The organism is Pseudomonas sp. Root569 (genome assembly GCF_001427465.1).
In the GTDB taxonomy this organism is placed as follows: Bacteria; Pseudomonadota; Gammaproteobacteria; order Pseudomonadales; family Pseudomonadaceae; genus Aquipseudomonas; species Aquipseudomonas synxantha.
Genome location: NZ_LMGQ01000023.1, coordinates 19274 through 40422, shown reverse-complemented (window position 1 = coordinate 40422; position 21149 = coordinate 19274). Strand labels below are relative to the sequence as shown.

Annotated in this window: 17 protein-coding genes; 7 read left to right on the top strand and 10 right to left on the bottom strand. The window is 59.1% G+C overall.

The annotated features are described in order from the left end of the window. Window positions 1–17: 17 nt before the first annotated feature. From ASD70_RS15760 to ltrA, 9 genes are all read right to left on the bottom strand, one after another. Window positions 18–1940: a PrkA family serine protein kinase gene (locus ASD70_RS15760; protein WP_003194732.1), complete on the bottom strand. Its 1923-nt coding sequence runs from the start codon at window positions 1938–1940 to the stop codon at window positions 18–20. Between the two features lie 285 nt (window positions 1941–2225). Further along, the gene (glpE, locus tag ASD70_RS15755; protein ID WP_046069794.1) at window positions 2226–2555 is read right to left on the bottom strand and encodes a thiosulfate sulfurtransferase GlpE; all 330 of its coding nucleotides are present in this window, start codon (window positions 2553–2555) and stop codon (window positions 2226–2228) included. A gap of 9 nt (window positions 2556–2564) precedes the next feature. Then, window positions 2565–3416, bottom strand: a complete 852-nt coding sequence (locus ASD70_RS15750) for a symmetrical bis(5'-nucleosyl)-tetraphosphatase (RefSeq protein WP_046069793.1) — start codon at window positions 3414–3416, stop codon at window positions 2565–2567. Continuing rightward, complete coding sequence (gene apaG, locus ASD70_RS15745; RefSeq protein ID WP_043049712.1) at window positions 3416–3796, bottom strand: Co2+/Mg2+ efflux protein ApaG; 381 nt, start codon at window positions 3794–3796, stop codon at window positions 3416–3418. The genes ASD70_RS15750 and apaG overlap by 1 nt, the downstream gene beginning before the upstream one ends. Before the next feature lie 213 nt (window positions 3797–4009). Beyond that, complete coding sequence (gene rsmA / locus ASD70_RS15740) at window positions 4010–4822, bottom strand: 16S rRNA (adenine(1518)-N(6)/adenine(1519)-N(6))-dimethyltransferase RsmA (protein WP_056846890.1); 813 nt, start codon at window positions 4820–4822, stop codon at window positions 4010–4012. Then, a complete protein-coding gene (gene pdxA / locus ASD70_RS15735; protein WP_056846889.1) occupies window positions 4819–5808 on the bottom strand; it encodes a 4-hydroxythreonine-4-phosphate dehydrogenase PdxA in 990 nt (329 codons plus the stop codon). The genes rsmA and pdxA overlap by 4 nt, the downstream gene beginning before the upstream one ends. After that, entirely contained in the window at window positions 5805–7139 is a 1335-nt protein-coding gene (locus ASD70_RS15730; protein ID WP_145916492.1) for a peptidylprolyl isomerase, read from the bottom strand. The genes pdxA and ASD70_RS15730 overlap by 4 nt, the downstream gene beginning before the upstream one ends. Next, window positions 7120–9897, bottom strand: coding sequence for an LPS-assembly protein LptD (locus ASD70_RS15725; protein WP_056846888.1), 2778 nt, complete (start codon window positions 9895–9897; stop codon window positions 7120–7122). The genes ASD70_RS15730 and ASD70_RS15725 overlap by 20 nt, the downstream gene beginning before the upstream one ends. Before the next feature lie 143 nt (window positions 9898–10040). Beyond that, a complete protein-coding gene (ltrA, locus tag ASD70_RS15720; protein ID WP_033938807.1) occupies window positions 10041–11750 on the bottom strand; it encodes a group II intron reverse transcriptase/maturase in 1710 nt (569 codons plus the stop codon). Window positions 11751–13052: 1302 nt separating this feature from the next. Between ltrA and ASD70_RS15715 the strand changes: the two genes are divergently transcribed. Genes ASD70_RS15715 through ASD70_RS15705 form a run of 3 tightly spaced genes read left to right on the top strand, consistent with a single transcriptional unit; the run spans window position 13053 to window position 15518 of the window. Continuing rightward, complete coding sequence (locus tag ASD70_RS15715; RefSeq protein ID WP_056846887.1) at window positions 13053–14078, top strand: aminoglycoside phosphotransferase family protein; 1026 nt, start codon at window positions 13053–13055, stop codon at window positions 14076–14078. Then, window positions 14075–14749 (top strand): N-acetylmuramate alpha-1-phosphate uridylyltransferase MurU, encoded by a 675-nt coding sequence (gene murU, locus ASD70_RS15710; RefSeq protein WP_056846886.1) that lies wholly within the window; start codon window positions 14075–14077, stop codon window positions 14747–14749. Before ASD70_RS15715 ends, murU begins: the two co-directional genes overlap by 4 nt. 1 nt (window position 14750) lies before the next feature. Next, window positions 14751–15518: a TerB family tellurite resistance protein gene (locus ASD70_RS15705; RefSeq protein WP_056846885.1), complete on the top strand. Its 768-nt coding sequence runs from the start codon at window positions 14751–14753 to the stop codon at window positions 15516–15518. Window positions 15519–15663: 145 nt separating this feature from the next. On the opposite strand, the gene ASD70_RS15700 is transcribed toward ASD70_RS15705, so the two are convergent. After that, window positions 15664–16638: an alpha/beta hydrolase family protein gene (locus ASD70_RS15700; protein ID WP_056846884.1), complete on the bottom strand. Its 975-nt coding sequence runs from the start codon at window positions 16636–16638 to the stop codon at window positions 15664–15666. A 227-nt stretch (window positions 16639–16865) separates the two neighbouring features. On the opposite strand from ASD70_RS15700, the gene ASD70_RS15695 reads away from it, so the two are divergent. From ASD70_RS15695 to trpE, 4 genes are all read left to right on the top strand, one after another. Further along, on the top strand, window positions 16866–18014 hold the full coding sequence (locus tag ASD70_RS15695; protein ID WP_043051160.1) for an iron-containing alcohol dehydrogenase: 1149 nt from the start codon (window positions 16866–16868) through the stop codon (window positions 18012–18014). Between the two features lie 83 nt (window positions 18015–18097). Beyond that, a complete protein-coding gene (gene rpe, locus ASD70_RS15690; RefSeq protein WP_056846883.1) occupies window positions 18098–18772 on the top strand; it encodes a ribulose-phosphate 3-epimerase in 675 nt (224 codons plus the stop codon). After that, the gene (locus ASD70_RS15685; protein ID WP_046069784.1) at window positions 18769–19587 is read left to right on the top strand and encodes a phosphoglycolate phosphatase; all 819 of its coding nucleotides are present in this window, start codon (window positions 18769–18771) and stop codon (window positions 19585–19587) included. The genes rpe and ASD70_RS15685 overlap by 4 nt, the downstream gene beginning before the upstream one ends. A 68-nt stretch (window positions 19588–19655) precedes the next feature. Next, window positions 19656–21137, top strand: coding sequence for an anthranilate synthase component I (gene trpE / locus ASD70_RS15680; protein WP_056846882.1), 1482 nt, complete (start codon window positions 19656–19658; stop codon window positions 21135–21137). Window positions 21138–21149: the final 12 nt, after the last annotated feature.

Sequence of the window (21149 nt, the reverse complement as noted above, 5' to 3'; positions counted from 1 at the left end):
GCACACTTGTCGCTGCCTTACTGCGATTTGCGCACCCGCAGATACCACTCGGAGAGCAGCCGTACCTGTTTGTCGGTGTAGCCTCGCTCGACCATTCGAGTAACGAAGTCGTTGTGTTTTTGTTGGTCCTCCTTGCTGGCCTTGGCGTTGAAGCTGATGACCGGCAGTAGGTCTTCGGTGTTGGAGAACATTTTCTTCTCGATTACCACCCGCAGCTTCTCGTAGCTGAGCCAGGTAGGGTTCTTGCCGTTGTTATTGGCCCGGGCGCGCAGTACGAAGTTGACGATTTCGTTGCGGAAATCCTTCGGATTGCTGATGCCGGCTGGTTTCTCGATTTTTTCCAGCTCCTCGTTGAGGGCCACGCGGTTGAGGATTTCGCCGGTTTCCGGATCGCGGTACTCCTGGTCCTGAATCCAGAAATCGGCGTAAAGCACGTAGCGGTCGAAGATGTTCTGGCCGTACTCGCTGTAGGACTCCAGGTACGCGGTCTGGATTTCCTTGCCGATAAACTCGATGTAGCGCGGTGCCAGGTATTCCTTGAGGAATCGAAGATAGCGTTCACGGGTTTCGGCCTGGAACTGTTCCTGTTCAATCTGCTGTTCCAGTACATAGAGCAGGTGCACCGGGTTGGCGGCAATCTCATGCGGGTCGAAGTTGAAGACCTTGGACAGGATCTTGAACGCAAAGCGGGTCGACAGGCCGTTCATACCCTCGTCCACGCCGGCGGTATCGCGGTACTCCTGGATCGACTTGGCCTTGGGATCGGTATCCTTGAGGTTTTCGCCGTCGTATACGCGCATCTTAGAATAGATATTCGAGTTCTCCGGCTCCTTGAGGCGCGACAGCACGGTGAACTGGGCGAGCATCTTCAGGGTATCGGGCGCGCAATGGGCCTTGGCCAGGGAGCTGTTGAACAGCAGTTTGTCGTAGATCTTGATTTCATCGCTGACCCGCAGGCAGTACGGCACCTTGACGATGTAGATCCGGTCGATGAAGGCTTCGTTGTTCTTGTTGTTGCGGAAAGTGTGCCATTCCGATTCGTTGGAGTGGGCCAGCAGAATCCCGGTGAAGGGAATGGCCCCCAGGCCTTCGGTACTGTTGTAATTGCCTTCCTGGGTCGCGGTGAGCAGTGGGTGGAGCACCTTGATCGGTGCCTTGAACATCTCCACAAACTCCATCAGGCCTTGGTTGGCCCGGCACAGCGCGCCTGAGTAGCTGTAGGCGTCGGCGTCGTTCTGCGGGAATTCTTCAAGCTTGCGGATATCGACCTTGCCCACCAGCGCCGAAATATCCTGGTTGTTCTCGTCGCCCGGTTCGGTCTTGGCGACCCCGATCTGGTTGAGGATCGACGGGTAGAGTTTTACTACGCGGAACTGGCTGATATCTCCACCAAACTCGGCCAGGCGCTTGGTAGCCCACGGCGACATGATGGTATTGAGATAGCGTCGAGGGATACCGAAGTCTTCTTCAAGGATCGCGCCATCTTCCGTGGCGTTGAACAGGCCCAGGGGCGACTCGAAGACCGGCGAGCCCTTGATCGCGTAGAAAGGCACCTTCTCGATCAATTGCTTGAGTTTTTCGGCCAAGGACGACTTACCGCCACCGACGGGGCCGAGCAGATAGAGGATCTGCTTCTTCTCCTCAAGCCCTTGGGCAGCATGGCGGAAGTAGGAAACGATCTGATCGATGCATTCCTCCATGCCATGGAAGTCTTCAAAGGCCGGATAGCGGCGGATCACCTTGTTGGAGAATATTCGCGACAGCCGCGAATTGTTGGCGGTTTCCACCAACTCCGGCTCACCGATCGCCAGTAGCAGGCGCTCGGCCGCAGATGCGTAGGTGCTGCGGTCCTGCTTGCACAGCTCGAGATACTCTTGAAGGGTGAGTTCCTCCTGCTGCGTGGACGCGAAGCGTTGTTGGAAGTGGCTGAAAATACTCATGACGTCGTCACCTCGCTCGATACGTGGAGCCGACGTCGGATCAATCAGTCGATGCTGGCAGTCATTGACGGACGCCAATGGCTGTTTTCCCCCCAGAACACCCTGAAACGCTACCGATGACCCGTACGCCGGTGTACCGGCTCTCCCCTGATTCGGATGGCCTGCGCTTAAGGATAGTTCGGAATCCGGGAGGTAAAGGGGTGATGCGCAATTAGTTTGGCTGCGCCGTTCGTCAGAAACGGCGCAAGCCCAAGCGTCACGCGGGGTAGCGGGGTGTGAAAAAAATTATTGCGAATCGCCTGAGGAAATTTCCGAAGGGTAAGTCGCACGCCACAGCTCAAAGCCGCCGTCCAGGCTGTAGACGTCGGAGAAGCCCTGGCTGACCAGGTAGGCGGCCGCGCTTTGGCTGGAATTGCCGTGGTAGCAGGCTACGATCAGGGGCGCATCAAGGTCGGCGGCGCGGATGAAGTCGGCGATATTGACGTTATCCAGGTGCCGGGCGCCGCTGATGTGGGCGGCTGCGTAAGTCGGCTGGTCACGGATATCAACCACCACTGCACCTTGCTCGCGCAAGGCCTGGGCTTGTTCGGGAGGGATACGTTTGAATTCGCTCATGGCGGGCTCCTAAGGCTTGGCGGTGGCCGGCTGGGTAATGGGAAGGGGGGCTTGGCACTGGCAGTCATGACGCTCGCCGGTGTCGATGTTCATCAGGGTCATGGCGCCGCCCCACACACAACCGGTGTCAAGGGCGAACACGCCGGGCTCGTCGCACTTGCCTTCCAGGGCGGCCCAGTGACCGAAGATGATCCGAGTGTCACGGGTCTTGCGTTCCGGGTGGGCAAACCAGGGCTTATAACCCGGCAGCGCAGTGTCGGCGCCTTCCTTGCTCTTGAGATCCAGCTTACCCTCGGCGGTGCAGAAACGCATGCGCGTGAAGTAGTTGGTGATCACACGCAGGCGGGTCACGCCGGTGAGGTCGTTGTCCCACTTCACCGGGTCATTGCCGTACATGCCGTCGAGGTATGCCGTATACAGGTTGTCGTCAGCAAGTGCGCTTTCGACTTCGGCGGCGCACTTGAGGGCTTTCTTCAACGTCCATTGGGGCGGGATACCCGCATGGACCATGGCGATGTTGCGGCCTTCGTCGTAATGCATGATTTTTTGGCGACGCAGCCAGTCGAGCAGCTCGACGCGATCGGGCGCATCAAGGATTTCCCGTAAGGTATCGCCCTTTTTCAGACGCTCGATATTATTGCCAGCGGCCAGCAGGTGCAGGTCGTGGTTGCCCAGTACGCACACCAGGGAATCACGCAGGTTATAGAGATAGCGCAGGGTTTCCAGGGATTGAGGGCCACGGTTGACCAAATCCCCCACCAGCCACAGGCGATCCTCAGCCGGGTCGAAGGCTACGCGCTCCAGCAGGCACTTGAGGGGCTCCAGGCACCCTTGCAGATCACCGACCGCGTACGTCGCCATCAGTGCAGGGCTCCGGGCACCGCGAGGCGGAAGGGCTTGATGGTGGCGTCGAACAAGTGGCCGTCGGTGGCCTTCATTTGATACGAGCCTTGCATGGTGCCGACTTTGGAGGTCATCACCGTGCCACTGCTATAGGTATGGCTGGCACCGCTGTCGATCAAGGGTTGCTGGCCCACCACGCCGGCGCCGCGCACTTCCTCGACCTGGCCATCACCGTCAGTGATCACCCAGTGCCGTGACAGCAGCTTGGCCGGTACCAGCCCGTTGTTTTTCACTGTGACGGTGTAGGCAAAGGCGAAACGGTTATGTTCAGGTTGCGATTGGTCCGCCAGGAAGCGGGTGACGACGCTGACGTCGATCTGGTAGCGAGGATCGGACATGCAAGAGGCCTTAAAAGCGGAGGACAGCAGATGCGGCTCAGTCTAGGCCATCAGGTGGGCACTAGGCCAGACATGCCGTCTGGGATGACGTGATCCAGAATGTGGGAGGGGGCTTGCTCCCGATAGCGGTGTGTCAGTTGAAAATGTATCCACTGATACTCCTCTATCGGGAGCAAGCCCCCTCCCACATTTGGATCATGTTGTCCTTTTGTCTTATTCCGCCGTCGGAGCAGGCTGGATAGCCAACTGGTCGGCCAGGCGTACAAATGCGGCCAGGTCCAACTGCTCGGGGCGCAGGCTGCCATCGACGCCGGCGGCCTCGATTTCAGCGGTGCTCAGCAGAGCCTTGAGGGTATTGCGCAGGGTCTTGCGACGTTGGTTGAACGCTTCGCGTACCACGCGTTCCAGCAATTTATGGTCCTTGGCCGGGTGCGGCAGCACGGCGTGAGGCACCAGGCGCACGATGGCCGAGTCGACCTTCGGCGGAGGGTTGAACGCGCCAGGGCCCACATTGAACAGGTGCTCCACACGGCAATGGTACTGGACCATGATCGACAAACGACCCCAATCGCCGCCGCCAGGCCCGGCAGCCAGGCGTTCCACCACTTCTTTTTGCAGCATGAAGTGCATGTCGCGGATGATCCCGGCGTTGTTCAGCAGGTGGAAAATCAGCGGTGTGGAGATGTTGTACGGCAGGTTACCCACTACCCGCAGGCTGTTGGGCGAGGCATTGAGGCTGTTGAAGTCGAACTTCAGTGCGTCGCCCTGGTGCAGGTTGAAGTTGGGCTTGCCGGCAAATTGCTGGTTGAGGATCGGGATCAGGTCCTTGTCCAGTTCCACCACGTCCAGTTGCCCACCACTGGCGAGTAAGCCCTGGGTCAGCGCGCCCTGACCCGGGCCGATTTCCAGCAGGCGGTCCTCGGGTTTGGCATGGATGGAGCGCAGGATGCGGTCGATCACGCCAGCGTCGTGCAGGAAGTTCTGCCCGAAGCGCTTGCGCGCCCGGTGTTGGTAATGCTCAGTCATATACGGGTCTCGGCCATCTGATAGGCGGTTTCCAGGGCCACGTGCAGGCTGCCGGTATCGATCTTGCCGCTGCCCGCCAGGTCCAGGGCGGTGCCATGGTCGACGGAGGTGCGGATGATCGGCAGGCCCAGCGTCACGTTGACTGCGGCGCCGAAGCCTTTGTATTTCAGCACGGGCAGCCCCTGGTCATGGTACATCGCCAGCACTGCGTCGCAGTGCTCCAGATATTTGGGGGTAAACAGAGTGTCTGCGGGCAATGGACCGCGCAGGTCCATGCCTTCTTGGCGCAGGCGCTCTAATGTCGGTTCAATGATGTCGATTTCTTCATGGCCCAAGTGACCGCCTTCACCGGCGTGGGGGTTGAGCCCGCAGACCAGGATACGCGGTTGGGCAATGCCGAATTTCTGTTGCAGGTCGGCGTGCAGGATGCGCGTGACACGCTCGAGGCGCTCGGCGGTTATGGCGTCGGCGATTTCACGCAGCGGCAGATGAGTCGTCACCAAGGCGACGCGCAGGCCGTGGGTGGCGAGCATCATGACTACTTGAGCGGTGTGGGTCAGCTCGGCGAGGAATTCGGTATGGCCGGAGAAGGCGATGCCGGATTCGTTAATCACGCCTTTGTGTACCGGAGCGGTGATCATGCCGGCGAAGTCACCGTCGATACAGCCTTGGCCCGCACGGGTCAGGGTTTCCAGCACAAACGCCGCATTGGCCTTGTCCAGTTGCCCGGCAACAACCTTGGCGTGCAGCGGGGTATCCCACACATACAGGCTGCCTGCGGGCGCCGGCAGGTCAGGCCAGTTGCCCGGCGCCACGTCCAACAGGTTGACAGCCACACCCAGTTGCGCGGCCCGCTCGAGGAGCAGGTCGCGACTGGTGATGGCAATCAGGGGGTGTGGCTGGAGTTGCGAGGCAAGCAGCAGGCAAAGATCTGGACCAATGCCGGCCGGCTCGCCGGGTGTCACCGCGAAACGCTGGGGTTTCACTGGGTGGCCTGGTCGGTGCCTGTTTGCTCGGCGCCTGGCAGCTTGTTTTCTACATAAGCTTCGTCACGGATCTGACGCAGCCAGGTTTGCAGCTCTTCGTCGTATTTGCGGTTACGCAGTACGGTCAGGGCTTGCTGCTCGCGGGCCTGGTTGGTGTTGTCCGTGGCGCGACGGCCAAGGACTTCCAGTACATGCCAGCCGTATTGGGTCTTGAACGGTTTGGACAACACGCCTTGCGGGGTATCGGCCATGACTTGTTGGAACTCCGGCACGAGGGCTTTTGGGTCGATCCAGTTCAAGTCGCCGCCGTTGAGGGCAGAACCTGGGTCTTCCGAGAAGCTTTTGGCCAGGGTGGCGAAGTCTTCGCCGCTTTCGATGCGGTCGTAGATCTTCTGCGCCAGTTCCTTGGTTTGTGCCTCGGTGCGGATCTCGCTCGGTTTGACCAGGATATGACGAACGTGTACTTCGTCTTTCAGCGAGGTCTCGCCGCCGCGCTTGCCCAGCAGCTTGAGGATAATGAAACCGCCTGGCGTACGTGCTGGCTGGGTGATGTCACCCACGTTCATGGCGCTCAGTTCACGGTCGAACGGAGGTGGCAGTTGCGCGGCTTTACGCCAGCCCATGTCACCGCCGTCCAGGGCGTTATCGCTGCCGGAGACGGCAATCGCGGTCTGGGCAAAGTCAGCGCCGGCCTTCAGGCGGTCGTATACCGCTTGAGTCTTGGCGGCTGCGGCGTTGAGTTGCTCGGCGCTGGCGCTGTCTGGCGTCGGGATCAGGATATTGGCCAGGTGCAGTTCTTCGGAGAGCTGCATCTTGCCAAGGTCCGAGGCCAGGAAGTTCTTCACTTCCTGTTCGGACACCTGGACTCGTTCGGCCACGCGGCGCTGGCGCACACGGCTGATGATCATTTCGCGCTTGATCTGCTCACGGGCGTCCTCATAGGACAACCCGTCGTGAGCCAGGGCGGCGCGGAACTGATCGATGCTCATGTTGTTGCGTTGAGCGATGGTGCCGACGGCCTGGTTCAGCTCTTCATCCGAGATTCGGATACCGGAGCGTTCGCCGATCTGCAGTTGCAGGTTTTCGACGATCAGACGCTCCAGTACCTGGGGTTCCAGGACGCTGGTCGGCGGCACGCCACCGCCACGCTTGGCGATGGTTTGCTGTACTTCCTTGACCCGTTGGTCCAACTGGCTCTGCATGATCACGTCGTTATCGACGATGGCCGCTACTTTATCCAGCTGTTGGACCGCGGCGTGTGCCGTAACAGTACCCAGGAACAGCGCGCCCAGCACTAGCGGGCGCAAACACTCAGAAAGCTTTGTCTTCACGTTCACGATAACCTTCAATGCCTTTGTCGAGGAAGCTCTCTACCTTGGCGCCGGTCAGGCCGCCGAGTCCTTTAAGGACGATCTGGAGGAAGAGCCCGTGGTCACCCTTTTCGTTCTGCGGGGCGATCTGCGTGTATTCGTCGTTGGAAACCCAGTAACGGTTGATGACACGAAGCTTCCAGCAGCAGTTGTCGTATTCGAAGCCACCGAAGGCTTCCAGCGTGCGGTTGCGGGCATAGTCATACTGCCAACGGGTGATCAGGTTCCACTGCGGAATGATCGGCCACATCATCGAGAAGTCGTGTTGCTGGATTTTGTAGTAATCCTTCACGTAATTCTCTTGACCTGGGCTGCCGAAGTCGCCGCCGAACTGCCATTTACCGGTCAGTTGGTTGTAGACGACCTGGTCATTACGATAGCGGTAGCCGAGGTTGACGACCTTGTTCGGGTTGTCTTCCGGCTGGTAGTGGAACATTGCACTACCGGAACGAGGGCTATGGCTTTCGGTATCCCAGTTGTAGTCGGCCGTAGCGCGCCAGTCGCGGTTGAAACGGAATTCGTATTCCAGAGCAACTGGTGAGACGTTCGAATGCGCATCATCACGCGTCTTGGCATCGATGCCTGGCAATTGAACTTCACGGTCCTTGAAGTACACCGCTTGGCCGATGGACGCGCGTTGACGTTCGAAACCATTCTCTTCGATCCAACGGCTGGTAAGGCCAAAGGACAGCTTGTTCTCGTCGCCGATGCGGTCGGAGCCGCTGAAGCGATTATCTCGGAACAGTGAGGAGTAGCTGAACGAGTTTTCGCTCGTGTCGAAAACAGGGATCTCGGTTTGGTCTTTATTCGGCACGTAGAGGTAGAACGCGCGAGGTTCGAGGGTCTGGTTATAGTCTTTGCCGAACCAATTGGTCGTGCGGTCGAAGTACAGGCCGCTGTCGATACTTGCGATAGGTACTGAGCGATCCTGCGAGCTATTGAAGGTTTGACCTCCAGCAGCCATTTGGCTCTTGCCTGTACCGTCAAGGTCCAAATCGTACTTGGTATAAACGTACTTCAACTTCGGCGTCAAAAAGCCGTAGGACCAGTTCATCGGATACGAAACAGCTGGCGCGAGGTTCAGGCGCGTACCGTTTGCACGGGTCAGGCCAGTAACGTTGGTATCGAGTCGACGCGACACCAGGCCATTTTCGTCGGTAAAGTTACCGTTCTCCAGATCCCGATCAAAACGTACGGCTTCGGTTTCATAGCTGAAATCCAGGCCGCCCGGATGAAATGGCAGTTGGCCATTTAAGGTGAGCTGGGGCAGGCGGTCATATGGGGTGATCTGAGTGATTGTCGCCAGCTGATAGGCCTGCACATTCAAGCGGGCCTGATAAGAGTCGCCCCGATATGTCAGGGAGCCCTGTTGGTTCAGAGCGTCCTGGCTCTCAACCCCTTCCTCATACGACTTCAAATCCTGGAAGTAGTAAGGGTCGCTGATCCTGGTGTAATCCACCTGGGAAGTCAGACGTGAATCCAACCCACCCTTATGCTGCCAGTTGAGCATATAGCGGGTTTTTTCGTAATCGGTCTGGTTCTTGCGCTCGTCGTTGTCGTCGTTCAGATACGCCCCACCAAACTGCCCTTCACTCGACTTGGTCAGGTAGCGGAATTCGCCTTCCATCAACAAGCCGCGCTTGGTCATGTATTGCGGGTACAACGTAGCGTCATAGTTCGGCGCCAGGTTGAAGTAGTACGGCGTCACCAGGGTGAAGCCCGTCTCGCCACCGGTGCTGAAGCTCGGCGGCAGGAAGCCGGATTGACGACGGTCGTCGATCGGGAAGTAGATGTAAGGGGTGTACAGGATCGGGATGTTCTTGACCCGCAACGTCGCGTTGGTGGCTGTACCGAAACCGGTGGCCGGGTTCAACGTGATGTTGTTGCCCTTGAGCTGCCAGGCGTTGCTGTCTGGCTCGCAGGTGGTGTACGTACCGTCCTTGAGACGGATGATCGCGTTCTCTGCACGCTTGGCGTACAGCGCGTTACCGCGGATGCGTGACTTGTGCATCACGTATTCGGCGTTGTCGATCTGGGCGGCACCGGTGTCCAGCTGCACTTCTGCATGGTCGCCGACAATCAGCGCACCGTTGTCGCGCAAACGCACCTTGCCGTTCAGCTCGCCACGGTTCTCGGCCTGGTACAGGCTGGCTTCGTCCGACTCCAGCTGCATGCTGCCCTGGCGCATGACCACGTCACCGGCCAGGGTCGCAACCTGCTGCTCCTGCTCGTAACGAGAGGCCTTGGCACCGATGAAGGTCGGCGCGTCGCTCTTGTTCGTCTTGTCGTTCATGCCAGGACGAACAGGCTCGATGTAGGCACCACTGCAGTAAGGACCGGTTTCGGCCAGCTGTGCTGCGGTCAGCTTCTCGCGAGGCACCCAGTCCAAGTGGCTGTAGTCGGCGCTGCGCGAACGCAGGCCACGGCCCTTGGCTTCGGTGACCAGCATGGTCTTCGGCTCGGCGTCGACCTTGCCGCCGGCTTCGCCTTGCGGCGTACCGTTGGCCGAGCTGACGGCGGAACCGTCATGCACCGGACGCGGCGGCAGCGGGGCGGCGGCGGTCTTCGGCGCACAATCCCAGGCACCCGAAGCAGAGACCGAGCAGTCATACTGCTCAGCGGCGACCACGTGTGAAGTGGCGAAAGGTTGCATGGCCAGCAGACTGCCGGTTACCAGCAACGGAAATTTTCTACGAAACGCGGGGGATTTCAATGCCATCTTATTAGTCCGGGCTTCCTGCGTGCCATCTGCCCGCGGTTTGGGCCGCACGCCTCTCGATGGTCTGAAAGTTGGGTAGGAACAGACCATTTCTGGTCTGCTCCCCCCTAAAAACCGTACGTGCGCCTTTCAGCGCATACGGCTCAAGTCTTTACGAAGCCCCCCCTTGGGGGAGCCGGTTTGTACACTGTTAGTCCACGAGCGTGAAGCTGCTGGTGGCAAATGGGATGCAATAGTACCCGGTTGTCCAGCGAGTCACCACCGCCTTGTGAGCGATAAATGATGTGGTGGTCGTGCCACCCAGTCTCCCTAGATATTGGGCTTTTGCATAGTACGCACAGTCCTTTTTGGGATTGAAATAGATGAAGAATTTGTTTGCGGTACTTCAATTTCCCGAGCATCCGGGACATCCGCAATGCCTCTCCCATTTCTTCCATAGAGGGATCAAACGGATTGAAATCCCCGCTGATCTTCCTGTGCCTCTCAATCGGCGTGGCCTCTAGGGCGTATAACCGAATTGCCTCTTTGCCTCCTGACTCCGTTATGACCGTGGTGGCAAACACCCAGCTTCGATTTTCGTAGGTTTGGAAATACTTCTCCCTTACCCAATCGAGACTTTTGTTTGGGTGCCGCCTTTTCGCCCAACGCCAAAGCGCTTGGAATATTTGGTGGTCCATGCGGCTGTACGCCTTCTTGGCGACCACAGGCTGGTGATACAGCGCCCAGCCTCGCAGTATCGGATTAAGCAGGCGGATCAACTCCTCCTGTTTCACCGCTTTGTTAGTGCTGATGACCTCTTTTACCTTCCTATAGAACGCTTTCACGTTCTTTTTGGCAGGTTTGATCAGGAGTTTTCCGCCGTATTTGCGGAAATTCCAACCAAGGAAGTCGAAGCCTTCATCTATGTGGACGACGTGGGTTTTCTCAAGCGACAGCTGCAATCCTCGCACCGCGAGAAACTGCTCAACCCAAGGTTTGATCTCATTTTCGAGCATCTCTTTCGAGCTACCGGTAATCACAAAATCATCCGCATATCGCACCACGTTAATTTTCAGCTTCTTCGCCTTCGTCACGCCCAGATGTTGCTTGAGCTGTGATTCCAGTCCATCCAGCACCAAATTAGCCAAGGTGGGCGAGATAATCCCGCCCTGTGGTGTACCGGCATTCGTTGCCTGTAGCTGGCCTTTGTGAATCACTCCAGCTTTCAACCATTTTCGGAGGATTTCTTTGTCCGTTGGGACATTTTCGATCAGCCAGTCATGGTTGATGTGATCAAAGCAGCCTTTGATGTCCGCTTCCAATACCCATTGGGCCGAAGCCTTCTTGGATAGACAAACGAACAACTGTCCCATCGCATCCGCCGTGGAGCGTTCGATCCGAAAGCCGTAGCTGTTTGGATCGCCGGTGGTCTCAGCGATAGGTGCCAGGGCTAGCAGGTATAGCGCCTGCATAGCTCTGTCAGTCATGGTTGGAATGCCCAGAGGGCGTTCTTTTCCATTCGATTTCGGGATAAACACACGCCGTAGTGGCCGTGGCTTATACCCGTGGCGCTTCAACCCATTTGCCGCTTTCCATTTGGCATCGGGTGTATCCCAGAGCACGCGGTCGACTCCCGCCGTGCGCTTGCCCTGGTTTTCAGTGACTCGCCGTATGGCCAAGTATCTGGCCGAACGAGAGCGGGTTAACATCCGTTGCAGGGCTTTCACCCGGCGCCAGTTGCCTTCCCGACAAGCCTTCGCAATCCGTATCTGCATCGCCCGTACGTTCTGCTGCACACGACACCAATCGATGTCATGCCAATGCTGCGGAACGCCGGAAGGCGCAGACCCGGCCAGTTGGCTAGGTACTAACATGCTGCCTTCCTCTCAAGTTTCCCGAGCAGAAGACGTACGCATCCCCTGACGGGAATGGACGCTCCCGTCAGGAGTGGATGAATAAGAAGCCCATTACTGCCGGACTTCGAAGATGATTGAGACAGGTTTACTCAGCGTTCATGCGATAAAAGACCACGCAGAAGTCTGCCCGGTTTCCCGTGGGGTAATGTTCCAACCCCTATCCGCGCCATTACAGCTCGGCGTTCGCTTTTTCTGCGATCCCATACCCGCACAGCCAACAGATCCCCTTGCGGTTCACCTGCCCGAAGGCGGCCATACGGGCTTACCACGTTCCCTACCTGTCACACGATTGGTTTAGGGTCTGCCTTTTCACCGGAGGCCTTGTAGCGACGTATTCCCACATCCCACAGGAATAACTGGCCCCATACCTTTTGGTCCATGCCTGACAGCAGTTTTGGCATGTTTATCATTACGGCGTTTATCAGCAGTTCACTTACGTTACCCATGCCAACCAGCCTAGCGTCTCGACCCGGTACTGCTCCGAGCGTCTGTACTTTGCCTCACGGCAAAAGCACACCCTGATGGGGACTACATTGTCGGAAAAGCTTCACACCCCACCGTTACCAGTGACGCATGTTTTCCTAGGCTATCGTTGGTCGCACAACGAGTCCGCTGCTATCTCAAAATAAGATAGTTGGACAATGACAGACAGAGTTTTCGCTCGTGTCTCCGGTTTGATGTGAGCGGAGGACTGCAAGGCAGCACGCTCAAAGAGTATTTCCTCCTGTTTTAAGGCAGGAGGAATCCCTGCGGGGATTCATCCCGCAAGGGTAGGCCTAGGGCCTGAGTGGATTCGCTATCTGATGTAGAAGACGGCGCAAATAATGACGACCGTAAAGGCCGATATCATTCCCGCAAATTTCCAAGTCAGTCGATACAAGACGTCATCGAGAGCTTTGGAGATATCTGTCTGACTTGCCGATACATCAGCTTTAAGGGCTAGACGTTTCCGCATAGAGACCTCATCAGTAGTGAAGTAGGCACTCCCAGTCCGAAATTCGGACCATAGCCGCGCTTCTGAGTGCTAAGCGGCTTTGGGGTTCGCTATTGTCGCCGCAGCGACAACGAGTCCTTCTAAGCAGTGGGACCCCTGGGCTGTTTTGTTTCCCGGATTGGCTACCGGGCTATCGGTTTTCTTAGGGAAAACCATTGACGGTGACGTCTCACCGCCAACCTGGAGACACGCTACGCGTGTCGCACAAGATGCGTGATAATAAAGCATGCCCCGCTTGACGGCTAGCGCCGTCGGAGACCTCTGTAATGCCCGAGCAAGATCTACGTTTACAACAGCTGGAAGTCTGGCTGGATGAGCAGTTGCCAATCCTATTCAACGCTCAGGATTGGGGCGTCGTGCCCCCGGCCACATTGACCGCGGCCAGCAGTGACGCGAGTTTCAGGCGTTACTTCCGCTGGGAGGGCGGTGACCATACGTTCGTTGTCATGGACGCGCCACCTCCCCAGGAAAACTGCAAACCTTTCGTCGATATCGCGCATCTGCTGGCGAAATCCGGAATAAATGTGCCGAAAATTTATGCAGAAGATTTGCCCCGTGGCTTTCTTTTGCTCAATGACCTGGGCAGAAAAACCTATCTGGACGTGATTGACGGTGAAAACGCCGATCAGTTATTTGCCGATGCCATCGATGCGCTGCTCGCGTTTCAACAGCTGCCGATGGACCAACCACTGCCCAGCTATGACGTGGCCTTGTTGCGCCGCGAGCTGGAATTGTTCCCGGAGTGGTACGTACGCCGACACTTGGGAATCGACTTTGACGCCGAGCAACAGGCCCTCTGGCAGCGTGTCAGCGAGCAGTTGATCGACAGTGCCCTGGCGCAGCCCAAGGTGCTGGTGCATCGCGACTATATGCCGCGCAACCTGATGATCAGCGAGCCCAGCCCTGGCGTGCTGGATTTCCAGGACGCGGTCTACGGCCCGGTAACCTACGACATTACCTGCCTGTTCAAGGACGCCTTCCTCAGCTGGCCCCAGGCCCGCGTGAGAGAATGGCAGCGTGGCTATTGGCAGCGCGCCGGGCAGCTGGGGATTCCCGTACAGGATGACTTTGAAGATTTCCTGCGTGCCAGCGACCTGATGGGCGTGCAGCGCCACCTCAAGGTTATCGGCATCTTTTCGCGCATTTGCCACCGCGACGGTAAGCCACGCTACCTGGCGGACGTGCCGCGCTTCTTCGCTTATATAGACGCCGTGCTCGCCGACCGGCCTGAGTTGAGCGAACTGGGCGAGCTGCTTGCCAGCCTTCGCCAACCCGCCGAGGCGAGCGTATGAAGGCCATGATCCTGGCGGCGGGCAAAGGCGAGCGGATGCGTCCGCTCACGCTGCATACGCCCAAGCCGCTGGTGCAGGCCGGTGGCAAGCGCCTGATCGAATATCACCTGGAGGCGCTGGCGAAGGCCGGCTTCACCGATATCGTGATCAACCACGCCTGGCTCGGTCAACAGATCGAGAGTTACCTGGGCGATGGTGCGCAGTTCGGCCTGCGCATCCGCTATTCACCGGAGGGCGAACCGCTGGAAACCGGCGGCGGGATTTTCCAGGCCCTGCCGTTACTGGGGGATGAGCCGTTCCTGGTGGTCAATGGCGATATCTGGACCGACTACGACTTCGCCCGGCTCAAGCAACCGCTCAAGGGCCTGGCGCACCTGGTGATGGTCGACAACCCGGCGCATCACGCCTCGGGTGGTGATTTCCATCTGGATCATGGTGTGCTTCATGATGCGGCGCCCGGTGCCGATAACCTGACCTTCAGTGGCATATCAGTGCTAGACCCTCAATTGTTCGCGGGTTGCAGCGCGGGTGCCTTCAAGCTGGCCCCGCTGTTGCGGGCGGCCATGGCTAAAGGGCTGGTAACGGGGGAACACATGACAGGACGTTGGATTGATGTCGGCACGTTGGAGCGCCTGGCACAGGTCGAAACTCTGCTGACAGCGGGGCAGTAGGATGTTGTGGCCAGGGACGCTGATTGGCGCGGGGGCTGGCTTTGCCATTGCCAGTATCCCGGGGGCATTGTTGGGTGCATTGCTGGGGCAGGCATTGGATCGTCGCCTGCAGCTGCACAGTTGGGCGCAGTTGCGCGAACGCCTGGGCGGGCGGCCGGCATTGCGCCACGACGAATTGTTGTTTGTGCTGTTGGGGCGGCTGGCCAAGAGTAATGGACGGGTTGTCGATGGGCATATCCAGCAGGCGCGTCAGGAAATGCGTTCGTTGGACATGAGCGAGCCGGCCCAGCGCCGCGCCATCATGGCATTCAACCGTGGTAAATCCGGCAGTGTCCGTGTACGCAGCTACCTGCGTGTACTCAAGGCCCAGCCCCATGCGGCGGAAGGTGTCTTGCGTGCTTGTTGGCGCATGGCCTGGGCGGACGGCCGGGCGGATGATGCCGAGCGCGACCTGATCGACCAGTGGGGCAAGTGGCTGGGCTGGACACCGCAACAACTCCAGGCGCTGGCAGTCGATTACGCGCCGGAGCGTAAGCCATTGGCGAGTCGTGGCGGGGCTTATCAGGAGGCGTTGCGGATTCTAGGCGTGACGGCAACTACCGAACCTTCAGTGATCAAGCGCGCCTACCGCCGCCTGCTCAGCCGTCACCATCCGGACAAGATCGCTGGCAGCGGTGCCAGCCCCGCGCAGGTACGGGAGGCGACGGAGCGCACCCGGGAGCTGCATAACGCCTATGCGTTGATTCGCGAGCGGCGGGATTTTCGCTGAGGCGATTGGCCTGAAAACCCAAGCTAATGTGGGAGGGGGCTTGCCCCCGATTGCGAGCTGTCAGCCAATGAATATGTTGACTGATACACCGCTATCGGGCGCAAGCCCCCTCCCACATTGGTCTATATTGATTTCGAATTTGTGATCAGTTGGCGCCGGCCTGCGGGCTCAGCCACCCACGAACCCGCCGATACAACTGTTCCTGCTCTGCTGCGCTGTTGCCTGGCAAAGCCGTAAGCGACACCTGTTTGTAGCCGTCATTCTTCGCCCGCTTGGCCGCCTGGATACGCTCCTGGGCGTTTTTACGTTCCGAGGCGCCATCTTGATAGAACACATCCGCCGTAGGCACCTTCAAGCTCGGCGCCAGTTGCTGCAGGTCTGGTTGACGCGCAGCGGGCGTCTTCCCGGCCACCATGACCAATTTCTGCACCTGCGAGGGCTGTTTCTCGCTCAGGTAACGTGCCGCCCACCAGGCGCCGGTGCCATGGCCGAGCAATACCACGCTGCGGGCGCTCTGGGTCTGGGCAAAGGCGACGGCGGCATCGATACGGTCGAAGATGCGCTTGGCGTCGGTCTTGTCCTGTTCATCCGCGCCCGGTACCACCGCCGGGTCAGTACCTTCGGCCTCGGCGCTGGCGGCCTGTTCGACGGGTTTGGCGGCGGTGCTGCCCTCCTTGCTGCTGGTATCGACCGCAGCCTTGGGCGGCTCGATAACGCGTGGCGGCAGAGTGTCCACATTCACGTCCGGCAACGACAGGCTCAGGGTACCCCAGTGAGCGTCCGGTAACTTGCTCCGCAAGGGGGCGATGGCTTGCGGCCAGTCAGCGTTCTCCCCGGCCCCAGGCACAATAATCACCACACCTTCAGCTTCGGCACTGTTGGCGGGTTTCCAGAGTGCCAAAAACGAATCGCTGCCAGCCTGTAACTGTTGTTGTTCCTGTGGCGGAACCTGCCGTTCGAGCGCGCTGGCTTCTGCCTGGCTACGCTCGGGCAGGGGGTGGCGTTCAACCGGTTTTTCGTCTGCAGGCGCTGGCGCTTCGGCGGCCTGCACGGACGGGGCGCTGGTCAATAGTAGCGATAGGCACAATGCTGACAGTGCCGAGCGGTGAAGAAAAAGCATCGTTAATTCCCGGCCAGAAGTGATTCCAGCAGCCTAATGGGTTGGTCGGTATTTGTCAGTGGCGTGAGGAGTGGTTTTCGCGTTCAACTCGTTATCGGCTGTTTATAGTTCGCCTTGAAGAGTAGAGCGTCGTCTGAGCCCTCTGGCCATTCAGCCAATGAATGGCAGACAACATCCTGTGGGCAGCTATTCTTGTGCCAGCCCAACATTAATAAGAGGCCGCGCACATGAGTACTTCCTCATTCAAGATCGCCCACAAACTGCTGACCGGCGCGGGCGCCATTGAACAACTGGCCGCTGAGCTCACGCGCTTGGATGTCGATAACCCGCTGATTGTCACCGATGCCGCGCTGGTCAAGTCCGGCACCGTAGCGTTGGCCCTGGAGCACTTGGGTGATCGCGCCTACGAAATTTTTGATCGCGTGCTGCCTGACCCGGAAATCGCCATCGTCGAGGACTGCATGCGTGCGTATCGCGAGGGTGGGCATGACGGTCTTATTGGCGTGGGCGGCGGCAGTGCCATTGATATTGCTAAGAGCGTGGCAGCCTATGCCGGCTACCACGGCGCGCTGGCGGACTTGTTCGGCGTCGACCAGGTGCCGCGCAAGGGCCCGCCGCTGATCGCCATCCCCACCACGGCCGGCACCGGCTCGGAAGTGACCAATGTGGCGATCCTCTCCGACAAGGCCGCACAGCTGAAAAAAGGTATCGTCAGCGACTACCTGCTGCCGGATGTGGCGCTGATCAGCCCGCAAATGACCCTGACCTGCCCGCGCAGCGTCACTGCCGCCAGTGGTGTGGACGCTCTGGTGCACGCCATCGAATCCTACCTGTCACTGAATGCCTCGCCGATTACTGACGCCCTGGCCATCGGTGCGATCAAGTTGATTGCCCGCGCGCTGCCCAAGGCTTACGCCAACCCGGCCAACCTGCAGGCTCGTGACGACATGGCTACCGCCAGCCTCATGGCCGGCATGGCCTTTGGTAACGCTGGGGTCGGCGCCGTGCATGCGCTGGCGTATCCGCTGGGTGGGCGCTTCAATATCGCCCATGGTGTGAGCAATGCGCTGCTGCTGCCCTATGTCATGCATTGGAACAAATTGGCATGTGTTGAACGAATGCAAGATATTGCTCAGGCCATGGGTGTGAACGTGGCCGGCTTGAGTGTCAACGATGCTGCCGACCGTGCCGTGGAGGCCATGACGCGCTTGTGTGCCGCAGTGGAGATCCCGGCGGGGCTGCGCAGTTTCGGGGTGCCCGAAGATGCTATTGCGTCCATGGCCACGGAGGCGGCGGGTATCGAGCGCCTGATGCGCAATAATCCGCGTCAGCTCAGCGCGGCGGATATCGAGAAAATCTACCGGGCGGCTTATTAACCATTGAGATAGGTCACCGTGCGCGCAGCAAAGCATGAGGTATACAATGCGCGCCATCGTGATTTAGCTCAAAAAGGTGCGTCATGCAGCCCTTCGTCATCGCTCCATCGATTCTCTCCGCCGACTTCGCCCGCCTGGGTGAAGAAGTGGACAAAGTGTTGGCCGCCGGCGCCGACTTCGTGCACTTCGATGTCATGGACAATCACTACGTGCCCAACCTGACCATTGGCCCGATGGTCTGCGCCGCGCTGCGCAAGTACGGCATCACCGCACCGATCGACGCGCACCTGATGGTCAGCCCGGTGGACCGCATCATCGGCGACTTCGTTGAGGCCGGCGCGACCTACATCACCTTGCACCCGGAGGCGTCTTTGCATGTCGACCGTACCCTGCAACTGATCCACGAAGGGGGCTGCAAGGCCGGCTTGGTGTTCAATCCGGCCACCCCGCTGAGCGTGCTTGAGTACGTGATGGACAAGGTCGACATGGTCTTGCTGATGAGCGTCAACCCAGGCTTCGGCGGGCAGAAGTTCATCCCGGGCACCCTGAACAAGCTGCGCGAAGCCCGCGCACTGATCGATGCGTCCGGCCGCGATATCCGCCTGGAAATCGACGGTGGGGTTAACGTCAACAACATCCGTGAGATCGCCGCTGCTGGCGCTGATACCTTCGTGGCTGGCTCAGCAATCTTCAACGCCCCGGACTACCAGGCCGTCATCGACAAAATGCGCGCCGAACTGGCGCTGGCGCGTCCATGAGCGGCTTTGAGCAGTTGTTCCCCGGCAAACTGCCACGGCTGGTGATGTTCGATCTGGACGGTACCTTGATCGATTCGGTGCCCGACCTGGCGGCGGCGGTGGATGAGATGCTGCTCAAGCTGGGACGCAAGCCGGCGGGGGTCGAATCGGTGCGTGAATGGGTGGGCAACGGGGTGCAGATGCTGGTGCGCCGGGCCCTGGCCAACCATATCGACGCCGAAGGCGTAGATGACGTCGAGGCCGAACACGCCCTGGAGCTGTTCAATGCGGCCTATGAAAGTGGCCATGAGCTCACAGTTGTCTACCCCGGTGTGCGTGACACGCTCAAATGGTTGAGCAAGCAGGGTGTGGAAATGGCCTTGATCACCAACAAGCCGGAGCGTTTTGTCGCACCCTTGTTGGACCAGATGAAGATCGGTCGTTATTTCCGCTGGATCATCGGTGGCGACACCTTGCCGCAGAAGAAGCCTGACCCGGCTGCGCTGTTCTTCGTGATGAAAATGGCCAATATCCCGGCGTCCCAATCGTTGTTTGTCGGCGATTCACGCAGCGATGTGCTGGCGGCAAAGGCCGCCGGAGTCAAGTGCGTGGCCCTGAGCTACGGCTACAACCATGGGCGGCCGATTGCAGAAGAATCGCCGGCCCTGGTGATTGACGACCTGCGACTGTTAATCCCCGGTTGCCTGGGAGCTGGCGCTGAGATAACGTTGCCCGACATTGATCCGTCCCCTTCTGGAAACGTCATCGTGGTGGTCACTCGCAAACTCTGGATGAAAGTCATCAAGGCCCTGGCCCGCTGGCGTTGGCGCGCCTGACTGATCCTCGCCGCGCTGCGGCACGTTTGCCTACCTGACCGTTTGTCCCTCATGCCACGAGGCACCCCATGATCCGTGAAGAATTCCTGCGTTTGGCCGCTGCCGGCTATAACCGTATTCCCCTGGCCTGCGAAACCCTGGCCGACTTCGATACGCCACTGTCGATCTACCTGAAACTGGCCGACGAGCCCAATTCCTACCTGCTCGAGTCGGTGCAGGGCGGCGAGAAGTGGGGCCGTTACTCGATCATCGGCCTGCCATGCCGCACCGTGTTGCGGGTACACGACCATCATGTGAGCATCACCCATGACGGCGTCGAGATCGAAAGCCATGACGTAGAAGACCCGCTGGCCTTTGTCGAAACCTTCAAGGCACGCTACAACGTGCCAACTATTCCTGGCCTGCCGCGTTTCAACGGTGGCTTGGTGGGGTATTTCGGCTACGACTGCGTGCGTTATGTGGAAAAGCGCCTGGGGAAATGTCCGAATCCGGACCCTCTGGGTGTACCGGACATTTTGCTGATGGTCTCCGACGCGGTGGTGGTGTTCGACAACCTTGCCGGCAAGATGCATGCGATTGTTCTCGCCGACCCTGCCCAAGAGGCCGCCTTCGAGCAAGGCCAGGCCAGCCTTGAAGCGCTGCTGGAAAAACTGCGCCGGCCGATCACCCCGCGTCGCGGCCTGGACCTTAGCCGTCCACCGGCGGCCGACCCGGTGTTCCGTTCCAGCTTTACCCAGGCCGACTACGAGCGTGCGGTCGACACCATCAAGGAATATATCCTTGCCGGTGACTGCATGCAGGTGGTGCCGTCGCAACGTATGTCCATCGACTTCAAGGCTGCGCCGATTGACCTGTACCGGGCGCTGCGTTGCTTCAACCCGACGCCCTACATGTACTTCTTCAATTTTGGTGACTTCCACGTCGTGGGCAGTTCGCCGGAAGTGCTGGTACGTGTCGAAGACAACCTGATCACCGTGCGCCCGATCGCCGGTACTCGCCCGCGCGGCGCGACCGAAGAAGCGGATGTGGCGCTGGAAGAAGATCTGCTCAGCGACAACAAGGAAATCGCCGAACACCTGATGCTGATCGACCTGGGCCGCAACGATACCGGGCGAGTCTCGGAAATCGGCTCGGTGAAACTGACCGAGAAAATGGTCATCGAGCGTTATTCCAACGTGATGCATATCGTGTCCAACGTCACCGGCGAACTGAAAGCCGGATTGACGGCGATGGATGCGTTGCGGGCGATCTTGCCGGCAGGCACGTTGTCGGGTGCGCCGAAGATCCGCGCCATGGAAATCATCGATGAACTGGAGCCGGTCAAGCGTGGTGTCTATGGCGGTGCCGTGGGGTATTTTGCCTGGAACGGCAATATGGACACTGCGATTGCGATCCGTACCGCGGTGATCAAGGACGGCGAACTGCATGTGCAGGCCGGGGGCGGGATTGTGGCTGACTCGGTGCCGGCTCTTGAATGGGAAGAAACCCTGAACAAGCGCCGGGCGATGTTCCGTGCCGTGGCGCTGGCAGAGCAAACCCCGCAGGACTAACGGCGATTCAGA